We start from the raw sequence: 21,067 nt of genomic DNA, 5'->3' as shown, positions 1-21,067 counted from the left end.
ACCCTAAGTCGATTCGATCACGGCAAATGCGCCGGCCATGTCTCCGTCGTGCGTCAGCGAAATGTGAATCTTCACGTCGGTGAGGTGTTTCGCGACGTCGCCCCGCAATCTGATGCTGGGCCGCCCCCACGCGTCGGAGACGACTTCGATTTGATTGTGGATCATCTCCCCCAGCACCGGCGGGCTGGCGAAGAGAGCAGTGGACCACGCTTTGATCACTGCTTCCTTCGCCGCCCACCGGGCCGCGAAATGTCTTGCCGGATCGGAACTCCGAGTATTGGAATCCCGACGCTCACCCGGTGTGAAGTTGTCGAGCATAGCCGTTCCCGGCCGTTTCAGTTGCTCGGCGAACTCCGACACCGTGACGAGGTCGAAACCGATACCCAGAACTCCCATCCTGCGATTATCTACTTGCAGCCAGGCAGATTCGAGCGGTAACGCTGATCTTCACCCAGGCGTGCGTTCTCGCTGAGGAGAACATCCGCTTCGAGCTGACGCGACGCCTTTGCGGGCGTTCCGTCGGCGCCGAGACGACGATCGGCGGGACGCTCGTACAGGCTGTCGCCACCGCACATCGCCTTGGCGAGGCGACGCTGACCGTCGATGGTGCGCTGCTGTGCGGCTGCAACATAGTCCGCACGCTTGTCGGCGGGCACCGACTCGACAAATGCCTGCGGGTGAACGACGGCGATCAGTCCGGAGACGTGACCGAAGCCCAGGCTGGTCAGCAGGCCGGCGCGCAGCGGGAGCTGCTCACCGAACTTGAGCGGCTGACGTGCCCACACGAGGTGCTCGAACTCGGCCATCTTGTCGTCGACGCAGTCGAGGCTGCGGTTCGGCGGGATGACGCCCTGGCTGAGCACCTGGCACAGACCGATCAGCTGGAAGGCAGCTGCGCCGCCCTTGGCGTGGCCGGTCAGGCTCTTCTGCGACACCACGAACATCGGAGCACCGTCACTGCGACCCAAAGCCCCGGCGAGACGCTCGTGCAGTTCTGCCTCGTTGGGATCGTTTGCCGCGGTGGACGTGTCGTGCTTGGAGATGACCGCGATGTCGTCCGCGCTGACGCCGAGGGCGTTGAGCGAGAGTGCGAGCTGCGAATCCGCTCCGCCGCGTCCGGCACCCAGTGCGCCGATTCCCGGAGCCGGGATCGACGTGTGGACACCGTCTGCGAACGATCCGGCCCAGGCGACAACGCCGAGAACGGGCAAGCCCATTTCCAGTGCCAGGTCACCGCGAGCGAGCAGGATCGTGCCACCACCGGCGGACTCGACGAAGCCGCCGCGCCGGCGATCGTTTGCCCGCGAGAAGCGGCGATCCTCGATGCCCTTGGCGTGCATGTCCGACGTCTTGGCCGTGGCCGACATGTCACCGAAGCCGATGATGCCTTCCGCGCTCAGGTCGTCGAATCCACCGGCAACAACCAACTGGGCCTTGCCCAATCGGATCTTGTCGACGCCCTCTTCGACGGACACGGCTGCCGTTGCGCAGGCCGCGACGGGGTGAACCATCGCGCCGTAGCCACCGACGTACGACTGAACGACGTGCGCCGCAATAACATTCGGCAGAGCTTCCTGCAGGATGTCGTTGGGACGGTTCTCGCCGAGCAGCGTGTCGATGTACAGGCTCCTCATGGACGTCATGCCGCCCATGCCGGTGCCCTGCGTGTTCGCCACCAGGCTCGGGTGAACCCAACGCAGCAGTTCGCTCGGAGTGAAGCCGCCCGTGAGGAATGCGTCCACGGTCGCAACGATGTTCCACAGTCCGACGCGGTCGACCGAATCGGCCATGTCGGCGGGGATGCCCCACTTCGTGACGTCGAAGTTGGTCGGAATCTGGCCGCCGACACTGCGGGTCAGCTTCATCTTGCGCGGAACACGGATCTCGGTGCCGGCGCGGCGCGTGACCGTCCAGTCACCGGACTCGGCCGAAACCGACGCCACTGTGTTCTCGGGATCGGATTCGACGAAGGCCTGAGCCTCTGCCTCGCTGCCGACCACGAAGCTCAGATCCTTGTCCAGGAACACGGAGGTGAGCAGCGGTGCGGTGTTGTCGATCATCTGGCCTTCGTCGACGTAGCGACGGATGCCGCACCGCTCGACAACTGCGTCGTGGTACTTGTCGGCGATTTCCGCCTCTGGCACCAGATCGCCGGATTCGACGTCGTACCAACCCGGCTTGGGGTCGTTCTCCCAGACGATCAGTCCGGTGTTCCACGCCAATTCGAGAACGCCTGCGGCAGAGAGCTGCTCGTCGACCTCCATCTCGAAGCGGGTACGCGAGGAACCGTAGGGGCCGAGCTCTCCGGCGCCCACGATGACCACGAGGTCCGCGGGAGTGACATCGAGTTCGGGCCAGCTCGGAGCCTTGATCGAGGCATCGATGCGTGCCGGTGCGGACAGCGCGAGGATGGTGTTCTCGTCGACTGCTTCGTCGACTGCCTCGGCGATCTCTGCAGTCGCGGCGGCTTCCTTGGCGAGGGCGCCCAGGTCGAGGTTCGCCTCCGCAAGTCCACCGGTCAGGTCGACCTCGAGCGGAGCCTTGGCTGCGCTACGACGCGACTGCGCGGTAGCCGTCTTCAGCAGTTCGGTTGCCATTTCCTGGGTGGACCAGGTACGGACACCGGCAGCTTCGACAGCGTCGACGATCGGATCGTTGTGACCCATCAGACCGGTTCCGCGGACCCAGCCGATGACGGCGTGTGCCAACGTGACTCGCTCGGCCCAGTTGCGCTCGGCCTTCCAGCGGTTGACCACGGCGATCAGCGAAGCCTTGGCCTCACCGTATGCACCGTCACCACCGAACGTTCCGCGGTTCGGCGAACCGGGCAGGACCACGTGCAGATGCGTGTCGACGTCGCTGTCGTAACCGATCTTCGACAGACCACCGATCAGGCGCTCCACCGACCACAGCAGCACGCGCATTTCCATTTCGGCGCGAGCGCCGGCGTCGGAGAGTTCTCCGCCGACGCGAGGAGCCGCGAACGGGAAGAGCATCGTCGGCGTCATAGCCGGCTTGATCAGCTTCTTTGCGCCACCGGCATTTTCGGTGGCCTCGTTGCCGATCCAGTCGATCAGTGCGTCGACGTCGGTGTACGACGCCATGTTGGCAGGAACCACCCAGAGAGCGGCACCGGCACGAGCGTTCTCGCGGTACAGGTCACGGTAGAAGCCGAGACGCGAGCCGTCGAGACGTGACGTGGTGACGAATACCGTTGCGCCACCGGCCAGGAGCTTGCCCGTGACCGCTGCTGCGATCGAACCCTTGCTGGCTCCGGTCACGACTGCGACCTCGCCGGCCCACTCAGGTGCGTCGGATTCTGCAGTCACGGCCGCATCAGCGATGCGGGTGTAGACCTCGGCCAGCGTCGTGCGACCTTCGTCGGTGGCGCGGGTGGCCCACCACTTTGCCTGTGCGGCAACGGTGGAACCGGCACCGATGAAGTTCTCGACCGACAGAGTCTCACTGCCGAGCCAGATGCGAGCGAGATCCTCACGCGCACTTGCCCAACGGTCGTCGAGCAGTACCGCCTTCTGAGCGTCGAATGCCGGAGCAACCAGACGCGGCCAGTCGGAACCGAGTTCAGCCGAGACCAGGTCGACCAGTTCGGTGTCCTCGACCGTTGCTGCCGGAGCCTCTTCGCTGAGTCCGAGCTGCTCGAGCACGAGGCGGGCGGCCGAAGCCAGAACGCCGTTGCGGCCCGTGATGTTCTCGGTGAACTCACCCAGAGCGGCTGCGTCGACGGTTCCACCGCCGCCACCACCGGTTGCCGGCAGCGAAACGCTGGTGCCGCGAGCGGAGGCAACCGAAGCAACGGCGCTGTCGATGACGGCGTCGACTGCTACTGCGTCGGCCAGAGCGCCGGAGGTCAGGCCGCCGAGGTCGCCGCCGCGGATGCTGGCACCGTCACGGGTACCGAGCGCTACCGCTGCGGTGACGTGGTGCGCCCAACCGTCGCCGAGTTCCCAGACCTTCTTGACACGATCGGCGATGTAGCCGGGACGCTTGCCCGAGGGGCCGAAGACCTTACGCAGGTGATCATTGATCGAATCGGAAAGTACCGGTCCGAACGGCTTGTACGTACGGGCCAGCTTGTCGACAGTGGCTGCGAGCGAGCCCATGTCGGCATCCGCCGCACCGTCGATGGCACCGAGCGACAACTCGGATCCGAGGTCGACCAGAAGCTGGTTACGACGTGAGGACACACCGTCGCACAGTGCCTCGATCGTGTCGGCGGGGCCGACCTGATCGGGACGCAGCTTGGTCCACAGGCTGATCAGAACCTTGGTGGCGTCTGGCGCCTTGAAGGTGATGTCGTCCGGACGCGGTCCGCCCGAGGAGGCAGCCGGAGCGGCAGCAACCGGTGCGGCAGCGGCAGCCGCCGGAGTGGCAGCGGGTGCTTCCGCCTCGTCGTCATCGTCGGCAGCGGCCGGATCGACATCCGTGCCGTAAACGATCGCAGCTTCACGCTCGATGTTCAGGACCTCGACCGGGTAGCCGAAGCGGCCCGGAAGCTTGAGGGTCTGCGATGCGAGATTCGCGACGGTCGGGGCAGCGCCGAGGCCGACCTCGACAAAGCGCTCGACACCGAGTCCACCTTCGGACTCGTCACTGAACAGCAGATCCTGGGTCTCGATCCAGCGGACCGGGCTGGCGAACTGCCACGCCAGCAGCTCGATCAGGATGATCCGGGACAGTTCGTGGCTGCGCGTTGCGTAGCTGTCGAAGTCAGCAAGGACTTCCTGCAGCTGCTCCGACGGCACCAGGTCGGCGATTTCCTGAACGAAGTCGCGGCTCAGCGAGAAGAGCCTCGGAACGAGGTTCGGGATGTAGCGGCCGATAAGGATGTCCGGATCGATGTCGTGCGGGAGCAAGTCCTGCAGGCATACGCGGAAGTCCGCCACGCCGCCACGAAGGACGGTGGAGTGGAACGGCACGTCGATGCCGGGAACCTGGATGTAGGCGCGCTTGCCACCGAATTCCGCACGGAGACGATCGATCTCGACCTCGAGTGCGTCGAGGCCGGCAACGGATCCGGCGATGGCGTACTGGCTGCCGCGCAGGTTCAGGTTGACGATTTCGAGGAACTCACCGGACGCCTCGGCAACACCGGCGACAAAGTCCTGCACGTCGTCGTCGGACACACCGATCTGCGACGGGCGGATGGCAGCCATGCGGTAGTCGGAACGGCCCGCTGCGTCACGGGGAACCAACTGGTGCATCGCGGATCCGCGCTGGAAGACAACCTCGAGAAGTGCTTCGAGCGGGAAGACCTCGGCAACAGCGGCGAGTGCGTTGTACTCACCCACCGAGTGACCGGCGAGGAACGAGCCTTCGATGAAGGTGCCGGACTCGCGCAGTTCGGCAACCTGGGCTACACCGAGAACAGCCATCGCGACCTGGGTGAACTGCGTCAGGTGCAGAACACCGTCCGGGTGCTTGTGCTCGACGCCGCGGGCCTTGACGGTGACCGGGTTGTCGCGCACCACAGCAAGAATCGAGAATCCGAGCGCCTTGCGGGTGTGCTTGTCCGCACGCTCCCAGACGTCGCGCGCAGCCTTCGAGCGAGCGCGGGCGTCTAGGCCCATGCCCGGACGCTGGATGCCCTGGCCGGGGAAGGCGTAGATCGTCTTCGGTGCAGCAGTGCGTCCCGTGGCAACCATGACCAGGTCACCATCGATCCGGCAACCGACCTCGACGATCTCGGCACCCTGATCGATACCGATGCGATCGACGCGGACGTCGATCTCGGCGCCGGGGCGGACCATTCCGAGGAAACGAGCGGTCCACGCGGTCAGGCGACGCGGCGGCGTGCGGGTCTCGCTGGGGTCGACTGCGGTGACTACCTGCTGCGCAGCGGCGGAGAGCCACATGCCGTGCACGATCGGGGTTCCGAGACCGGCCAGCAGAGCGGCGTTGTCGGAGGTGTGAATCGGGTTGTGGTCACCGGAAACCTGAGCGAACGCACCCATGCTGACCGGCGCGAGGATCTTCGCGTCACGGCGACGACGACGCGAGGTGTCGACAGCCGCATCGCTGATCGATCCACCGGCGCGAGCCGGGTCGGCGAGTTCGCCAGCGCCGGTGCGTCCGCGGATCGCGAAACGCTCACTCATGGTGACGACTGCGGGGGCGTCGAGGCCCTCGCCGAGCATGGCACCGACCTCGACCTTGACCTCGACGACGCGACCGAGGTCGGTGTCGAGAACCGAGGCGACCTCGGCATTGACCACGAGAATGCTTGTCTCGGAGGGCAGCTCACCGACAAAGTCGACGGTGTGGTCGAGGTGGACCAGGTCGAGCATGCCTTCGATAACGGAAAGACTATCGAGCTTGGCTGCGCCGAGGACTGCGAACACTGCAGGCCAGCATGCTCCGACGACGACGTCCGGAACAGCCTTGCCGCTGACACTGAGCGTGGCGGGCAGACCCGAACCGGTGACACCGGCGTGATCGGCGATGCGATCGGGAACCCACGCGACGTTGAGGCGGGCCTTGCCGTTCTTGACTGTCGGCAGTTCCTGTCCTGCAGCAACTGCCAACAGTGCGGACATCGCGGCTTCAGCGTCGGCCTCGGTGACGACCGGGGCGCCGCCGTCGACAACGGAGCTGGGAATGGTGATCGTGATGTCGACCGACTTGTCTGCCACCAGCGGAACCGAGAGCAGGACGTGAGTCTCGTCGACAACCGTCAGGCTCGATCCGGTCGAGGCGTGAACAGCCTTGTCAACGGACTCGGCACTCCACTCTTCGAGGTCGCCGAGACGACGTACCGGGTTCTGGGTCAGGCGGCCGGCCCACTGGAGATCCGGTGCCGACAGAACGGCGTCGAGCAGACCGGGAGCGGAATCCTGGTGGCGACGGCTCGCGAGGACAACCGGAGTGGTTCCGGCAGCAACCAATTCGTCGTACGTGGCCTTCTCGAAACGATCGAGCAGGTCACCGACGGGCTCGTCGACACGCGTGATGCCGGCAACGGCAACGGTGCCGGGGATGACGCACACCTGATCTGCGGTGTACCGCGGATCGTGTGCCTGCCACAGGGAGTCACTGCGCCACCAGCGGCGCACGTCACCGTCGACGACGGGAACGAAGTTGACCGGCTTGCCCGGCGTCTTGCACAGCGAGATGAAGAACGAGACGTCTGCGGGATGCAGAACCGTGCTCGTGTAGTCCGGGTACGACGCCTGCAGTGCGCAAATCGCAGCTTCGGGACGCTCGAGGGTCTCGGCATCGCCGAACAGGGTCGGGATGGGGCCGCGGTCGACGGGGTGCAGACGAGCCTCGGTGCGCTGGAGCATCTCGCCGAAGCGAGCACGCCAGGTGATGTCGAGCCACGGGCTCGTCGTTGCCTCGGCGATAGCGTCCTGAAGGTCTGCGCCACAGTCGAATTCCTTGGCCGCGTCGATACCGACGGTCAGCTCGAGGTAACGACGCAGCCACTGCGCGTACGTCATGGTCTCGATGTCACCGAAGTACGGCTTGGCGGTGACGTCGAGTGCTGCGATGATCTCGTCGCGGCGCTCGGCAACGGCGTCGGCATCGCCGGCGACCTCGTCGAGGAGGCGTCCGGTGCGCGACGCAGCGTTGTCGATCTCGTGGATGTCGGCACCGAGCTGGCTACGGCCCGAAGCCATTCCACCTTCGGCAGTGCCCGCACCTACCCAGTCCGGAGTACCCGGTGTGTCGACGAGGAGCTGCTTGACCTCGGGAGACGTGGTGGCCTCCAGCGTCGCCATGGCTGCCGTGCCGACGAGGATGCCGTCGACGGGCATTGCCGGGAAGCCGGCTCCGACAGACCAGCGGCCGGTCAGGTAATCGGCTGCGCGCTCGGGTGTTCCGATGCCGCCGCCGACGCAGATGATCAGGTTCGAACGCGTACGCAGCTCGGCGTACGTGTCGAGGAGCAGGTCGTCGAGGTCTTCCCACGAGTGGTGTCCACCGGCGCGGCCACCTTCGATGTGAACGATGACGGGGAAGTTCGGAACCTCGTTGGCAATGCGGATCACGGAACGGATCTGCGCCACGGTGCCCGGCTTGAATGCGATGTTGGTGATGCCGATCTCGGACAGCTCTTCGATAAGCGCAACGGCCTCTTCGAGTTCCGGGATACCGGCGGTGACGATAACGCCGTCGATGGGAGCACCGGCAGTACGAGCGCGCTGCACGAGGCGCTTGCCACCGAGCTGCAGCTTCCACAGGTACGGATCGAGGAACAGCGAGTTGAACTGGACCGCGCGGCCCGGCTCGAGGAGCATCTTCAGTTCCGCGACACGGTCTTCGAAGATCTCTTCGGTGACCTGTCCGCCACCGGCAAGCTCGGCCCAGTGACCGGCATTGGCAGCAGCGGCAACGATCTTGGCGTCAACCGTGGTCGGAGTCATGCCGGCCAACAGGATCGGTGAGCGACCCGTGAGCTTCGTGAAGGCCGTCTCGACGCCGATGCGGCCGCCGGGAAGCGCTACAGGCTTGGGCGCGAATTCGGACCACGAAGGTGAGACCTCAGGCGCAGCACCGGGGGTGAGCAAGTTGCGATGTCCACCGCGGGTGGACGCGGCGATGATGCCAACACCCTGCCCACGCAGCGAGGACGACGTCATACGGGTCAGCTGGTCGCTGGGTCCGAGATCGAGAATCCACTGCGCGCCGGCGTCGATGGCACCATTCACTGCCTGCACCCAGTTGACCGGGTCGACCAGAATGGCCTGCGCAAGTGCGCTGGCGCGATCTGCGTCGAGGCCGCAGCGCGCTGCCCAGCTGCCGACCAGGTCGACTGCGTCGGCGAGCGCCGGGTGGTGGAAACCGATTTCGGTGTCGAGGGCGTCGAAGGTGGGAGCGAAGACCGAACCGCCACGCTTCTTTCCATCACGCTCGCGGGCTTCGTTCGCCTCGAGCTGCTCGCAATGTTCCTGCACGCGGGCCAGCTGAGCGGGCGGTCCGGCGAGGACAACACGGCGGCGTCCGTTGCGAATAGCGAGGACTGCTGCACGATTGTCCGTCGTGGTCTCGGCAAGTTCGGCGACAATCGCGGCGAGGCGCTCGGGATCGACGTTGGACACGGCGACCATCGGCTTGCCCGACGCGCTCGCGATGATGCCGCGACGACGGCCGACCAGGCTGGCTGCGGCGCCGACGAGCTGAGCAACAGCAAGAAGCTCGCCGTCGTCGTTGCCACCAGCTGCAACTGCAGCAGTCGCGAGCACGCCCTGCGAATGTCCGATGACGGACACGGGCGGATGCGCTGCAATATCGAGACCCTGCGCAGTCAGCGCACGCAACGCCGCAAGTTGCGTGAGGAAGACGCCGGGGAGCGAAACGGGTGCTGCGGTGAGTGCTGCAGCAGAGGGACCTGCCGGCTTCTCACCTTCTTCTTCGTCAACGATCTCGGCTTCGAGAATCCACGCGACCGGATCGAATCCGATCGGGCGCACCACCACAAGATCCTGCGCGAGCGGAGCGAGGCGCGCTGCTGCGTCGTTGACCAAGTCGGTGAGAATCGGCTCGAGGCCGTTGTCGCGGCTGAGTTCTTCGAGCGTGCTGAGCCACGGGGCGCCCTGTCCACCGAAGGCAAGGGCGTACGGCAATCCGTTGTTCAGTGAATCGACGAGGGCACCTTTACTGTTCGTGCGGGAGGCTCCCCCGTCGACGCCGACGCGGCGTCCATCCTTCGAGTCGCGTCCGTTTCCTGTAGGTGTCGTGTCATCGATCGTCACGCGTACGTCCTCTCCTGGTCACCTCTGCGGCGAGGTGGGAATTGTGGGTCTGCCCGGGGCGCACGTTCTGCAACTCGACCGAAAGAATCGGCATGTCTGCGCCTGCCGTGCACGTTAAGGCTGACACAGGATCATGAGGATTTCCTCACGTTTGCTGACGGCTCGAAATACAGGACTTTCCACGCGGTGATCTTCCTCACGGGATGTCGAGAAAGTGACTCGCGAGTAGGTCGCAAACGCGCTGCCAGGGACTGTTACTCCGATTTCCACAAACCTGAGGAACTCCTCATATTTATCGTTACCAAATCGTTACCCTCTTGACGGTTGGCCCATCGCGTGCCTTTCACCCCAAAACCTGTCGGACTCGCGCGCTAGGTTCAGCGCGTCCGATCGGACAACTTTCTCGGGGGGAGAAATCATGGGTACCGACACCACAAAAATCGTCATCGACTTCATCGCACGCGAGCTGCCACAGTCCGCGTGGCCGCACTGGACCGACGGGTGGGCACACGAGGCCGAAGCAGCCATCCTCGACGCGGCCTTCTCGGCCCGCGCCGCGTACGGAACACCCACGACGGGCGTGCGGGCCGTCATCACGCGGTGGCGTCACCACCGCCAGTCAGACGCACCACTGGACAACCTCTCCGCTCTGGCAGCCTTTGCGGAGCGCGGCGACGAACTGGCCGTCATTCTCGGTAACCGTCAGCGGGTGCCGGGCAACTACTCCACCAAAGCGGAGGCTGCCGCACTGGGCGCCGCATCACTGGTTGCCGTCGGATGCACCGGAAGTGCAGATATCGGCAACACCGACGCGCATCGAGCGGCAATCATGTCGGTTCCAGGGTTCGGAGCGCGCACATTCGACATGCTGCTGTTCCTGTCCGGCACACTCACACCCGATTCGGTGGAACTACTGACTCGTTTTGCCACCGAGGCAGCCGGTAGCGCCGAACCGTTGGGCGGCGTGGAGGCTACATCACTGCTCGCTGCAGTGGCTGCAGAATTGGATGTCCCCGCAACAACTCTCACGCACGCAGCGTGGCGGTACCAACGCACCGCCGAACAACCACGGCGACCGGCAAAATCGGACCCGGTTCCAGCCATGTGAGGGCCGTGTCCGCCGGCGGGTCGGCAATCGCGTATCCTGTGAATTCCGCGCGCGAGTGGCGGAATTGGCAGACGCGCTGGATTTAGGTTCCAGTGTCTCAGGACGTGGGGGTTCAAGTCCCCCCTCGCGCACAACGCAGAGCCCCATCGAGATCGTTTCGGTGGGGCTCTGTTTTTTGGCGCTTTTTGGCATCTACGACACCGTGTCGGAGATCGCAGGGCGCGGCACTATAGCTCTGCGGTACCGTCGTAGTGTGTCGAAGAAGCCTACAAAAAGCCGACCTGCGCTGATCCTGCTGGTTCTTGTGTCAGCAGCGGTCTGCTTGTCGCTCGGCTGGTGGCAGTGGGAGCGCTTCGAAGCTGTGGGCGGCAGCGGGCAGAACCTCGGCTATGCGTTGCAGTGGCCACTGTTCGCCGCGTTTGTGGTGTACGCATATCGCAAGTTCGTTCAGCTCGAGGATGCCGATCCGGACGAGGTCGAAGCCGAGGAAGCCGCAGCGGAGCCGCGTGAGATTCCGGCCGATCTGCTGCCGCAACGCCCCCGGGCACAGTTCGGCGACGCGGAACTCGATGCCGATGACCCCGAAGCACGCCAAATGCTCGAATACAACGACTACCTTGCGCAGCTCGCCGCTCGCGAGCCCGATAGGAGCACTACGTGAGTACCGGCCCGGAAGCGAGCACCGCTACCACCTCAGACAAGGCCACCAAGGCGCAGGCCGAGAAGCAGAAGAAAGTTGCTTCTGCGCTTGTTCGCTACCGCGTTCTGGCGTGGATCACCGGCCTGTGGCTGCTGTTCCTGACCGGTGAGATGGTCTACAAGTACCTCATCCTGGAAAACTCCGCGGATGCTCCGTCGTGGCTGTTCTACATCGGCCAGATTCACGGGCTGTTCTACATGCTGTACCTGGTGTTCACAGTCGACCTGGCTATCAAGGCCCGCTGGAAGGCAGGCACGACGGTTGCCACGGCACTGGCCGGCACCATTCCGTTCCTGTCGTTTGTGTTCGAACACAAGCGGACTATCCAGGTCAAGAGCGACTACAACCTCTGATTCTCCGTAAAGCAAAGGCCCTGAACGTCATTCACGTTCAGGGCCTTTTCTCGTGTGTGCGATCAGTCGGCCAGTGCCGCCAGTGCGGGCACCAGCTGCACCAGCGCTCTCCCGCGATGCGAGGCCGCGTCCTTCTCGGCCGGAGTCAGTTCCGCCGCCGAGCGGGTGTCACCGTCTGGGCGGAAGATCGGGTCGTAACCGAATCCGCCGTCGCCTGCCGGTTCCGAGCCGATGACGCCGCGCCATTCACCGCGGACCACGGTCTCGTCGCCGCCGGGGATCACCAGCGCGCAGGCCGAGACAAAGGCCGCGCCGCGCCGTTCGTCGGGCACGTCACCCAACTGAGCGAGCACCAGCGCAGTGTTGGCGCCGTCGTTTCCGTGGGTACCGGACCAGCGGGCAGACAACACGCCGGGCATCCCGTTCAGCGCATCAATCTCGACACCGGAATCGTCTGCGATACACGGCATTCCGGTGGCAGCGGCTCCGTCACGAGCCTTCGCGAGCGCATTTTCTTCGAATGTCGCACCGGTCTCGGGCGCTTCCGGAAACGGCGGCACCTCATCGAGCCCGACCAGTTCGATTCCGCTCACACCGGCCGCGTCGAGAACGCGATGGAGTTCCTTCAGCTTCTTGGCATTTCTACTTGCTACCAGTACTCGTACGCTCACAGCTCAGGCACCGAACTTCTTCTTGGGTTCCGGGTTCTTGGGTTCGGGCAACACACCCGGATACGGCTCCGCCAATGCCTGACGCTGGATCTCGAACAGCTGCTCACAGCCCGCCAGCGCGGAGTCGAGAAGCTTGTCCAGGGTCGAGCGCGGGAACGTGGCACCTTCGCCGGTGCCCTGGATTTCCACCAAGGTGCCGGTATCGGTGGCGACGACGTTCATGTCGACCTCGGCACGCGAATCCTCTTCGTACGGCAGATCGAGGCGCACTCGTCCGTCGACGACGCCGACGCTGACGGCCGCGATGCCGCACGAGATGGGCTGAGGGTCGCTCAGCAGATTGGCAGCGCGAAGATACGTCACCGCGTCGACGAGAGCTACGTACGCCCCCGTCACGGCGGCGGTACGGGTGCCACCATCTGCCTGCAGGACGTCGCAGTCCAGAGCAATGGTGTTCTCGCCGATGGCCGCGAGGTCGATGCAGGCCCGAAGGGATCGACCGATGAGCCGGCTGATCTCCTGGGTGCGGCCACCGACCTTGCCCTTGACGGATTCACGTCCACTGCGGGTATGCGTAGCTGCGGGCAGCATCGCATATTCGGCGGTGAGCCAACCGAGCCCGGAACCCTTGCGCCACCGCGGAACACCCTCTTCGACGCTGGCCGTGCACATTACTCGGGTGTTTCCGAACTCGACCAGAACCGAGCCGGCTGGATGGCTGGTGAACCCGCGGGTGATCTTGATCGGGCGAAGTTCGTCGTCCGCCCTGCCGTCTTCTCGTGTAGTCACCTTCGTGAGCCTAGCGTCCCACCCCAGGCAACACGTCAGATGTCGTAGACGCTTCCCGCGGACACAGCGTGAACCGGCCCTGCGAACTCGGATTTCGCTTCGGCGATGACGTCCTCCCTGGACGTCCACGGCGGGATGTGGGTGAGGAGTAGTTCCTTCACTCCGGCCAACGTCGCGATCCGGCCGGCTTCCTTGCCGGACAGGTGAATACCTTCCGGCCGATCAGGACTGTCCGTCCACGACGCCTCGGAAAGGAGGATGTCGGCTCCACGAGCAAGCTCGACGACGTTGTCACACATTCCGGTATCGCCGGTGTACACGAGAATCCTTCCGTCGGCGTCCGTGATCCGGAATCCGTACGCCTCGGGCGGATGATTCATGCGGCTTGCCACGACGGTCAGTTCACCGAAGGTGACGGGTTCGTTCTCCGCCCACAACTTCAGATCGATGGTGTCGGAAATATCGTCCATCTCCCCCGCGCACTCGGCGGACGACGTTCCGATCCTGCACGCCGTGTCTGTCGGGCCGTACACCAACGCTCGCCCCTCGGGGCGGTTCGGATGATAGCGACGCCACACGAGCAGGCTCGGCATGTCGAGGCAGTGATCGGCGTGCAGATGTGAGAGCAGAATCGTTGCGTCCCCTGGGTCCGCGTACCGCTGCAGAGCCCCGAGCACTCCGGGACCGAAATCTATGACGAGCGGCGGGGTACCCGGCGCTGTGAGCAGGTAACCCGAAGCCGGTGAATCCGGCCCCGAGACGCTGCCGGAACACCCCAGGACGGTCATGCGCATAAGGTCATGCTGCCACGTCGACCCATTAACAAAAAAGCTCCCGGTCGTTTTGGCGAGTCGAAGTCACACCGCCGGTGGGGTGTGACCCACGTCCGATCAGAAAGTTGCTGGTCGGGCAGGTGTTGTAGCGCCGGCGCGGTTCGCTCGATCACCGGAGGAGAGTGCCCACGCCGCTACGACGCCGCCGACCGCACCGAACAAATGCCCCTGCCACGAGACACCCGGCGTGCTGGGCACCACGCCCCACAGGACTCCGCCGTAGATCACGAAGACAACAACGCCGATCAGAATCTGGCCGAAACTCCGGGTGAAGAATCCACGCGTCAACAGGTAGGTCACCCACCCGAAGATCAGCACCGACGCCCCGACGTGATTGGTATTCGCTCCGGCAACGAGCCACGTTCCGACCCCGCCGATCACCCAGATGATTCCGGTCGCAGCCAACCCTCTCGATATACCAGACACCAGAACGAGATAGCCGAGTATCAGTACGGGGATGGTGTTCGCGATCAAGTGTGCCCAGTCGTCGTGCAACACGGGTGCAAACAGGATGCCCCACAAACCGTCGAGCGTTCGCGGTGAGACTCCGGCGTTCTGGACGTTCTGACCGGAAATGACGTCGATGATCTCGATGACGTACAGCGCTAGTACAAATCCGCCGACCAGCACCGCGGACTGCTTCCACACCGACGGCGGTTTCGGCGCGGGAACCGGTGCCCGTGAACCGAAATCAGGACTGTTGAAATCCATCGTCATCGCGTGCGTCCTCACAGTAGATGTGTCTACTTCGAGGTTACCGGCGCTCGCCGGGCTAGACGAAAGCCGACGGGAACAGGTCTCGGTAACTCGGGATCCCCGCCACCGATGTCGCGTCGAGAATCGCCTTGACGATCGCGCGTTCCACGACCTGGGCGGCGGCCGCACAGACAGCGTCGAGGATCGGCAGATCCGCCGGGAACGCCGCCGGTACGTCGATCGCCGATTCCGGCGTGTGCGTTCCGGTAGCGAGCGCAAAGATCGTGTCGCCGTCCAACGGCGAATGGGCCGGACGGATTGCCCGGGCCAAACCGTCGTGACCGGCAACTGCAACGCGTCGGCACCCGGCTTTGGTCAGGGCCGCGTCGGTAGCGACGACGCCGATGGTGGTGTTGAGCACTGTCCCTTTGGCACCGATTGCGTTGGCTGCGTCGAGCTCGCACGGAATCGGCATGCCGATCCCGAAGGACGCCTCCCCCTCGGACCCGACGCCCCACGGCAGACCGGTACGCGGATCGAAGACCGAGCCGACCGGGTTTGCCACGATCAGGGCCGACACAGTTGTCCCCTTGGCCGGTCCGTCTGTGATCACGACGCTGGCAGTTCCGACGCCGCCTTTGATCCCACCGGCACGGGCACCGACACCGGCGCCCACTGTTCCGGTCGCACATTCACGCGACGCGGATTCTGCTGCCAGATATCCGAAATCGGCGTCAGGTCGAATCTTCCAGTCCCCGACCGGAAGATCGAAGATGACGGCGCCCGGCACGATCGGCACCACCTGGCCAGGCAGGCCCATCGCGATTCCGTGGCCGTGTTCCTCGAGCCAGCGCATGACACCGTCGGCGGCAGCGAGGCCGTACGCACTTCCACCGCTCAGGAGCACGGCATTGACCTGCTGAACCGAATGGCTCGGGTCGAGGAGATCGGTTTCGCGAGTACCCGGCCCGCCGCCCCGAACATCAACTCCCGCAACCACTCCCGCCGGGGCCAGCACAACGGTGCATCCCGTCGCGGCCCCCGCCCCCAGAGCAGCGTCGTCGTCGAGCCGATGATGATGACCGACAGTCAAACCGGCGATGTCGGTCAACGAATCCGTGGGGCCGGGCGCCGTGGTGATCACGGCATGAGCGCCTGAACGAGCGAATCCTGCATCCACGTCAACCAGTGATAGACATCAAGATGCGGTGCTCGCGGATCATCCGGATCCAAACTTTCCGGAGTGTCTGCGTCGATACCGAGATTGGTGCCGAGAGCCAGACGAACGTCGTTGAGCGCGGACAGCCACGCGTCGGCCTGCTCCTGGGTCAGGAGGATCTTGCCGCCGTCTGCGGGAAGCGAGGCCAGCAAAACCCTGCCGGCAGCCTTCTTCGCGTCGATGATCTCGGGTTCGTGCAAACTCCGCAGCGCTCCGTTGACATTGGCGCCGGCGTCGTCGAGATCATCGGAATCCGGGGAGGCCTTACTGGGGTCGGTTCGCTGAAAATCTGGGAGCAACCGCGCCAGAACCGGATTGTCGGGCGATTCCGAATTACCGGTTCGAAGACCGGTGAGCGCCGCCAACTCGTCCTGCGGTGCGCCGGACTCACGATCTTCCAGCAGTCCGATCACCGACTCTACGAGCGAACTCAGGACGGTCACCTCATGAGCGTCCATCTCGGATTTGAACTTCACTCCGGAAAGCGAGTTCTTCTTGATCCACGTCCGCACGCGTCGGACTCCCCTCTTGTGATCGGATCGAACTTGTCGAAGGTGAGCGAGCCCTAGGTGTCGTCGCGCTGCATCGTGGCCCACAGTCCCGCCGCGTGCAGACGCCGAACATCGGCTTCCATCTTGTCGCGCGAACCACTGGACACGACGGCCTTGCCCTCCGAATGCACCTTCATCATCAAATCGGTGGCCTTGGCCTTGCTGTACCCGAACAGTTTCTGGAACACGTAGGTCACGTAGTGCATCAGATTGACCGGATCGTCCCAGACGATCGTCACCCAAGGCCTGTCAACAGCTTCGATGATTGCAACAGCCTCCGACTGCTCCGGGACCGCGCGCGGCGCAGAGGCAGTTGTGGAAACAGTCGCAGAGCCGAAAACCATGTCTCCAGGGTACGGCGCGATCCGAGGTGACAACACCCACCCTCGTGGTCTCCCGCCTAGAGTTATGTGCGTGCCTACGCAAATCTCCGACACCCGTGACGCCGCCGCGAGTACCGCTCTGCTCACCGACCAGTACGAGCTCACCATGCTCTCTGCCGCGCTTGCCGACGGATCTGCTTTCCGTACCTGCAGTTTCGAAGTATTCGCGCGCAGACTTCCCGACGGGAGGCGTTACGGAATCGTCGCCGGTACGGAGCGATTGCTCGACGCTCTCGAGCACTTCCGTTTCGGGGAACCCGAACTGGCGATCGTCTCGAAGTTCCTGGACGACACCACCGTCGAGTGGCTGCGCAATTACCGGTTCTCCGGCGACATCGACGGTTACCGCGAAGGCGACTTCTACTTTCCTGGCTCGCCGATCCTCTCCGTCCGCGGATCGTTTGCCGAATGCGTGTTGCTCGAGACACTGGCCCTCTCGATCCTCAACCACGACAGCGCGATTGCGTCAGCTGCGGCCCGCATGGTCAGTGCCGCAGACGGTCGACGGCTCATCGAAATGGGCTCACGCCGGACCCATGAGCAAGCCGCAGTCGCGTCGTCCCGCGCCGCGTACCTCGCCGGATTCGACGCCACGTCCAATCTCGAAGCTGTCCGCCGCCACGACGTTCCCGGCGCGGGTACCAGCGCCCACGCCTTCACCCTCCTGCACACCACCGACAACGGAACCGACGAGGCCGCGGCCTTCCGCGCGCAGGTCGACGTACTCGGTGTCTCGACCACATTGCTGGTCGACACCTACGACATCACCGAAGGCGTGAAAACCGCTATCGCCGTAGCCGGAACCGAGCTTGGCGGGGTGCGTATCGACTCCGGAGACCTCGGGGTGGTCACCCGCCAGGTGCGTCGACAACTCGACGACCTCGGCGCCACCAAGACCCGCATCGTCGTCTCCGGCGACCTCGACGAATATGCCATCGCAGCGCTGCGCGCCGAACCCGTCGACACGTACGGCGTCGGCACGTCGCTCGTCATCGGCTCCGGTGCTCCGACGGCCGGCATGGTCTACAAACTTGTCGAGGTGGACGGAATTCCTGTCGAGAAGCGCAGTACCAACAAAGCGTCGCGCGGCGGAGCGAAGAAGGCACTGCGCATCGCTCGCCAGACCGGAACACTGGTCGAGGAAGTGATATATCCCGCCGACGCGCCCTCGCCGTTCGCCGCCGCGGACGGCGCGACCGAGCTGATGATTCCGTTGGTACGCGGCGGCAAGACCGTCGACGGCGTCCCCACATTGGAAGAGAGCCGAGCAGTCGTGAAAGCCGGGCTGCTCAGCCTCCCGTGGGAGGGCCTCAAGCTCTCACGCGGAGATTCCGCGGTACCGGTCCGATTTGTCGGTGGAGGTCACTGATGACTGCACGTGCATTGATCGTGGTGGACGTCCAGAACGACTTCTGTGAGGGCGGCGCTCTAGCCGTCGACGGCGGCGCTGCCGTAGCTGCGGCGATCAACACCTTCGTCGACTCTCACGAGTACGACGCCGTCGCAGCGACCCGCGATTTCCACATCGATCCCGGTGCTCACTTCTCGGAAAACCCCGATTACGTCGACACGTGGCCGGTGCACTGTGTGGTCGGAACCTCGGGCGCCGACTTCCACCCGGCTTTCGATGCATCGATCGCCGGATCTGCCGTGTTCTCCAAAGGTGCGTACAGCGCCGCGTACTCCGGGTTCGAAGGGTTTTCCGAGGACGGCACGACCCTCGAGGAGTGGTTGCGGGCACACGACATCACCGACGTCGACGTCATCGGCATTGCCACCGATCACTGCGTGAGGGCCACGGCACTCGACGCGGTCCGCGCCGGCTTTGCCACCACAGTCCTCCTGCCACTCACTGCGGGTGTGGCAACCGCCACGATCGAAGCGGCTTTGACGCAGATGCGCGAGCACGGAGTGCAGCTCAGCGGCCGTGACGAACATGCGCCTTCGAGTGGCGTCGATATTTCTGACGTAGGTATCCACTAACCTGCTTCAGTGGCCGATGAACTTCCGAATGTCCCCGAACTGCTTCGCACGGCGGTGCAGGCGCTGGGCGGTGCCGAGCGGACCAGCCAGCTCACGATGGCGTCGGCGGTAGCGCATTCGATCGATACCGGTGAGCATCTTGCCGTCCAGGCCGGCACCGGTACGGGTAAGTCGCTGGCCTATCTGGTGCCGAGCCTGCGCCATGCCGTCGAGTCCGGTCGCACCGTCGTCGTGTCGACGGCCACCATCGCCCTGCAGCGGCAGTTGGTCGATCGTGATCTCCCCCGCCTGGCCGATGCACTGAAGAAGCCACTCGGGCGTCGCGCGGAATTCGCAATCCTCAAGGGCCGCAACAACTACCTGTGCATGAACAAGATCCACACCGGCGCCTCCGAGCAGCCACCGGAGGACGAACTGTTCGATCCGTTCACAGTCTCGCGCCTGGGCCGTGAAGTGGTGCGCTTGACCGAGTGGTCGTCGGACACCGACACGGGCGACCGCGACGAACTGGTGCCAGGCGTGTCCGATCAGGCGTGGCGGCAGGTCAGTGTGACGTCCCGCGAATGCATCGGGAAGAACCAGTGCCCGGTCGGCGAGGACTGCTTTGCCGAACGCGCCCGCGTCGAGGCGTCGAAGGCAGACGTCGTGGTCACCAACCACGCCCTACTCGCGATCGACGCCATTACAGGCATCCAGATTCTGCCCGAGCACGACGTCGTGGTCATCGACGAAGCCCACGAACTGGTCGACCGCGTGACCGGGGTCGCGACAGACGAGCTCACCGCGGCCGCTATCAGTGCAGCCGCTCGTCGCTGCGGCAAGATCGTCGAAGAACAGGACGCCGATCGTCTCGAGGCCGCCGGCGAAGGCTGGGCCGGACTCCTCGAAGAACTTCGCCCCGGACGCTGGGACGGGCTTCCCGACGGCGCTGCTCCCGCGCTCGCAGCCATCCGCGATGCCGCGTGGGCCCTGCGCACAGCCATCGGCCCGGCCAAGCCCGGCATGATGGCAGCCGATCCCGAAGCAGCGGCCGCCCGCAATGCGGCACTCTCCTCGGTGGAAGACATTCACGACAGCGCCGTACGAGTCCTCACTGCTTTCGACGAACCAGATCCCGCCCAGCGCAAAGATGTGGTCTGGCTCTCGTCCGACGAGTTCCGCGGATCGGTCCGCCGCTCCGTCCGGATGGCCCCGCTGTCCGTCGGCGGTTTGCTGCGCTCACGCCTGTTCGCGGAATCCACTGTGGTGTTGACGTCCGCAACACTCACCGTCGGAGGTTCCTTCGACGGTCTTGCGATCAACTGGGGACTACCCGCGCAGTCGTCGGTTCGCCCCGATTCCGGAACTGCAATCGGAAGCGAAGCCCCTTCCGATGCCAACGCATTTCGTTGGAACTCGGTCGACGTCGGATCGCCGTTCGACCATGCGAAAGCCGGAATCATCTACATTGCCCGCCACCTGCCCACACCCGGCCGGGACGGCTTGTCCCCGGTCTACCTCGACGAAATCGCCGAACTCGTCGAGGCTGCGGGTGGGCGCACCCTCGGACTGTTCTCGTCGATGCGCGCCGCCAAAGCCGCATCCGAAGCCATGCGTGATCGCCTCGACACACCGATCCTGTGCCAGGGCGACGACGCCACCGGCACCCTCGTCAAGGCCTTCGCCAAGGATGAACCCACATCACTGTTCGGGACACTGTCCCTATGGCAAGGCGTCGACGTTCCCGGCCCGTCGCTGTCCCTGGTGATCTTGGACCGCATTCCATTTCCGCGGCCGGACGATCCGCTGCTGATGGCTCGTCAACAGGCCATCGAGGCACACGGCGGAAACGGCTTCCTCAGCGTCTCGGCCAACCATGCAGCGCTGCTCCTCGCCCAGGGAGTGGGCAGACTGTTGCGTAGCGTCGACGACAAAGGTGTTGTGGCCGTACTGGATCCGCGTCTTGCAACAGCCCGGTATGCCGGATACCTGCGGGCGTCATTGCCACCGTTCTGGGAGACGACCAAGCCCGAGGTCGTCCGCAAAGCGCTGACCCGTATCCGCGATTCGCGGCCCTGACGCACTTCTG

Annotated in this window: 15 protein-coding genes and 1 tRNA gene; 7 read left to right on the top strand and 9 right to left on the bottom strand. The window is 64.6% G+C overall.

What is annotated here, in order from left to right:
* Positions 1-3: 3 nt before the first annotated feature.
* Positions 4-396: a holo-ACP synthase gene (locus C7T36_RS17175; protein ID WP_033232742.1), complete on the bottom strand. Its 393-nt coding sequence runs from the start codon at positions 394-396 to the stop codon at positions 4-6.
* An 11-nt stretch (positions 397-407) separates the two neighbouring features.
* The gene (locus tag C7T36_RS17170) at positions 408-9,713 is read right to left on the bottom strand and encodes a type I polyketide synthase (protein WP_045066896.1); all 9,306 of its coding nucleotides are present in this window, start codon (positions 9,711-9,713) and stop codon (positions 408-410) included.
* Positions 9,714-10,131: 418 nt separating this feature from the next.
* On the opposite strand from C7T36_RS17170, the gene C7T36_RS17165 reads away from it, so the two are divergent.
* From C7T36_RS17165 to C7T36_RS17150, 4 genes are all read left to right on the top strand, one after another.
* Complete coding sequence (locus C7T36_RS17165; protein WP_045066895.1) at positions 10,132-10,821, top strand: hypothetical protein; 690 nt, start codon at positions 10,132-10,134, stop codon at positions 10,819-10,821.
* Positions 10,822-10,870: 49 nt separating this feature from the next.
* Positions 10,871-10,952, top strand: a tRNA-Leu gene (locus C7T36_RS17160).
* 122 nt (positions 10,953-11,074) lie between these two features.
* Complete coding sequence (locus tag C7T36_RS17155; protein WP_033233158.1) at positions 11,075-11,482, top strand: glucitol operon activator; 408 nt, start codon at positions 11,075-11,077, stop codon at positions 11,480-11,482.
* A complete protein-coding gene (locus C7T36_RS17150; protein ID WP_045066894.1) occupies positions 11,479-11,874 on the top strand; it encodes a DUF3817 domain-containing protein in 396 nt (131 codons plus the stop codon). The genes C7T36_RS17155 and C7T36_RS17150 overlap by 4 nt, the downstream gene beginning before the upstream one ends.
* 62 nt (positions 11,875-11,936) lie before the next feature.
* Here the strand turns inward: C7T36_RS17150 and rdgB are convergent, their stop codons facing one another.
* The 7 genes from rdgB to clpS all read right to left on the bottom strand — a co-directional run bounded on the left by rdgB (position 11,937) and on the right by clpS (position 16,977).
* Positions 11,937-12,545 carry an RdgB/HAM1 family non-canonical purine NTP pyrophosphatase gene (gene rdgB, locus C7T36_RS17145; protein ID WP_045066893.1) on the bottom strand — a complete coding sequence of 203 codons (609 nt, stop codon included), beginning with the start codon at positions 12,543-12,545 and terminating at the stop codon, positions 11,937-11,939.
* A 3-nt stretch (positions 12,546-12,548) separates the two neighbouring features.
* A complete protein-coding gene (gene rph, locus C7T36_RS17140; protein WP_033232735.1) occupies positions 12,549-13,334 on the bottom strand; it encodes a ribonuclease PH in 786 nt (261 codons plus the stop codon).
* Between the two features lie 35 nt (positions 13,335-13,369).
* Positions 13,370-14,128, bottom strand: coding sequence for a cyclic nucleotide-degrading phosphodiesterase (locus C7T36_RS17135; protein WP_045066892.1), 759 nt, complete (start codon positions 14,126-14,128; stop codon positions 13,370-13,372).
* Positions 14,129-14,224: 96 nt separating this feature from the next.
* The gene (locus C7T36_RS17130; RefSeq protein ID WP_033232731.1) at positions 14,225-14,884 is read right to left on the bottom strand and encodes a rhomboid family intramembrane serine protease; all 660 of its coding nucleotides are present in this window, start codon (positions 14,882-14,884) and stop codon (positions 14,225-14,227) included.
* Between the two features lie 55 nt (positions 14,885-14,939).
* A complete protein-coding gene (locus C7T36_RS17125) occupies positions 14,940-16,007 on the bottom strand; it encodes a P1 family peptidase (RefSeq protein ID WP_045067879.1) in 1,068 nt (355 codons plus the stop codon).
* Positions 16,004-16,594 carry a DUF2017 domain-containing protein gene (locus C7T36_RS17120; RefSeq protein ID WP_033232729.1) on the bottom strand — a complete coding sequence of 197 codons (591 nt, stop codon included), beginning with the start codon at positions 16,592-16,594 and terminating at the stop codon, positions 16,004-16,006. Before C7T36_RS17120 ends, C7T36_RS17125 begins: the two co-directional genes overlap by 4 nt.
* A gap of 53 nt (positions 16,595-16,647) precedes the next feature.
* A complete protein-coding gene (gene clpS, locus C7T36_RS17115) occupies positions 16,648-16,977 on the bottom strand; it encodes an ATP-dependent Clp protease adapter ClpS (protein ID WP_033232727.1) in 330 nt (109 codons plus the stop codon).
* A gap of 64 nt (positions 16,978-17,041) precedes the next feature.
* Between clpS and C7T36_RS17110 the strand changes: the two genes are divergently transcribed.
* Genes C7T36_RS17110 through C7T36_RS17100 form a run of 3 tightly spaced genes read left to right on the top strand, consistent with a single transcriptional unit; the run spans position 17,042 to position 21,057 of the window.
* Positions 17,042-18,385: a nicotinate phosphoribosyltransferase gene (locus C7T36_RS17110; RefSeq protein WP_045066891.1), complete on the top strand. Its 1,344-nt coding sequence runs from the start codon at positions 17,042-17,044 to the stop codon at positions 18,383-18,385.
* Positions 18,385-18,999: an isochorismatase family protein gene (locus C7T36_RS17105; RefSeq protein WP_045066890.1), complete on the top strand. Its 615-nt coding sequence runs from the start codon at positions 18,385-18,387 to the stop codon at positions 18,997-18,999. Before C7T36_RS17110 ends, C7T36_RS17105 begins: the two co-directional genes overlap by 1 nt.
* A 9-nt stretch (positions 19,000-19,008) precedes the next feature.
* Positions 19,009-21,057: an ATP-dependent DNA helicase gene (locus tag C7T36_RS17100; protein ID WP_033232721.1), complete on the top strand. Its 2,049-nt coding sequence runs from the start codon at positions 19,009-19,011 to the stop codon at positions 21,055-21,057.
* The last annotated feature ends 10 nt before the right edge of the window (positions 21,058-21,067 follow it).

Source organism: Rhodococcus sp. AD45-ID (assembly GCF_003023755.1).
Taxonomy (GTDB): Bacteria; Actinomycetota; Actinomycetes; order Mycobacteriales; family Mycobacteriaceae; genus Rhodococcus_F; species Rhodococcus_F globerula.
This window is presented reverse-complemented; position numbering and strand designations above follow the sequence as displayed.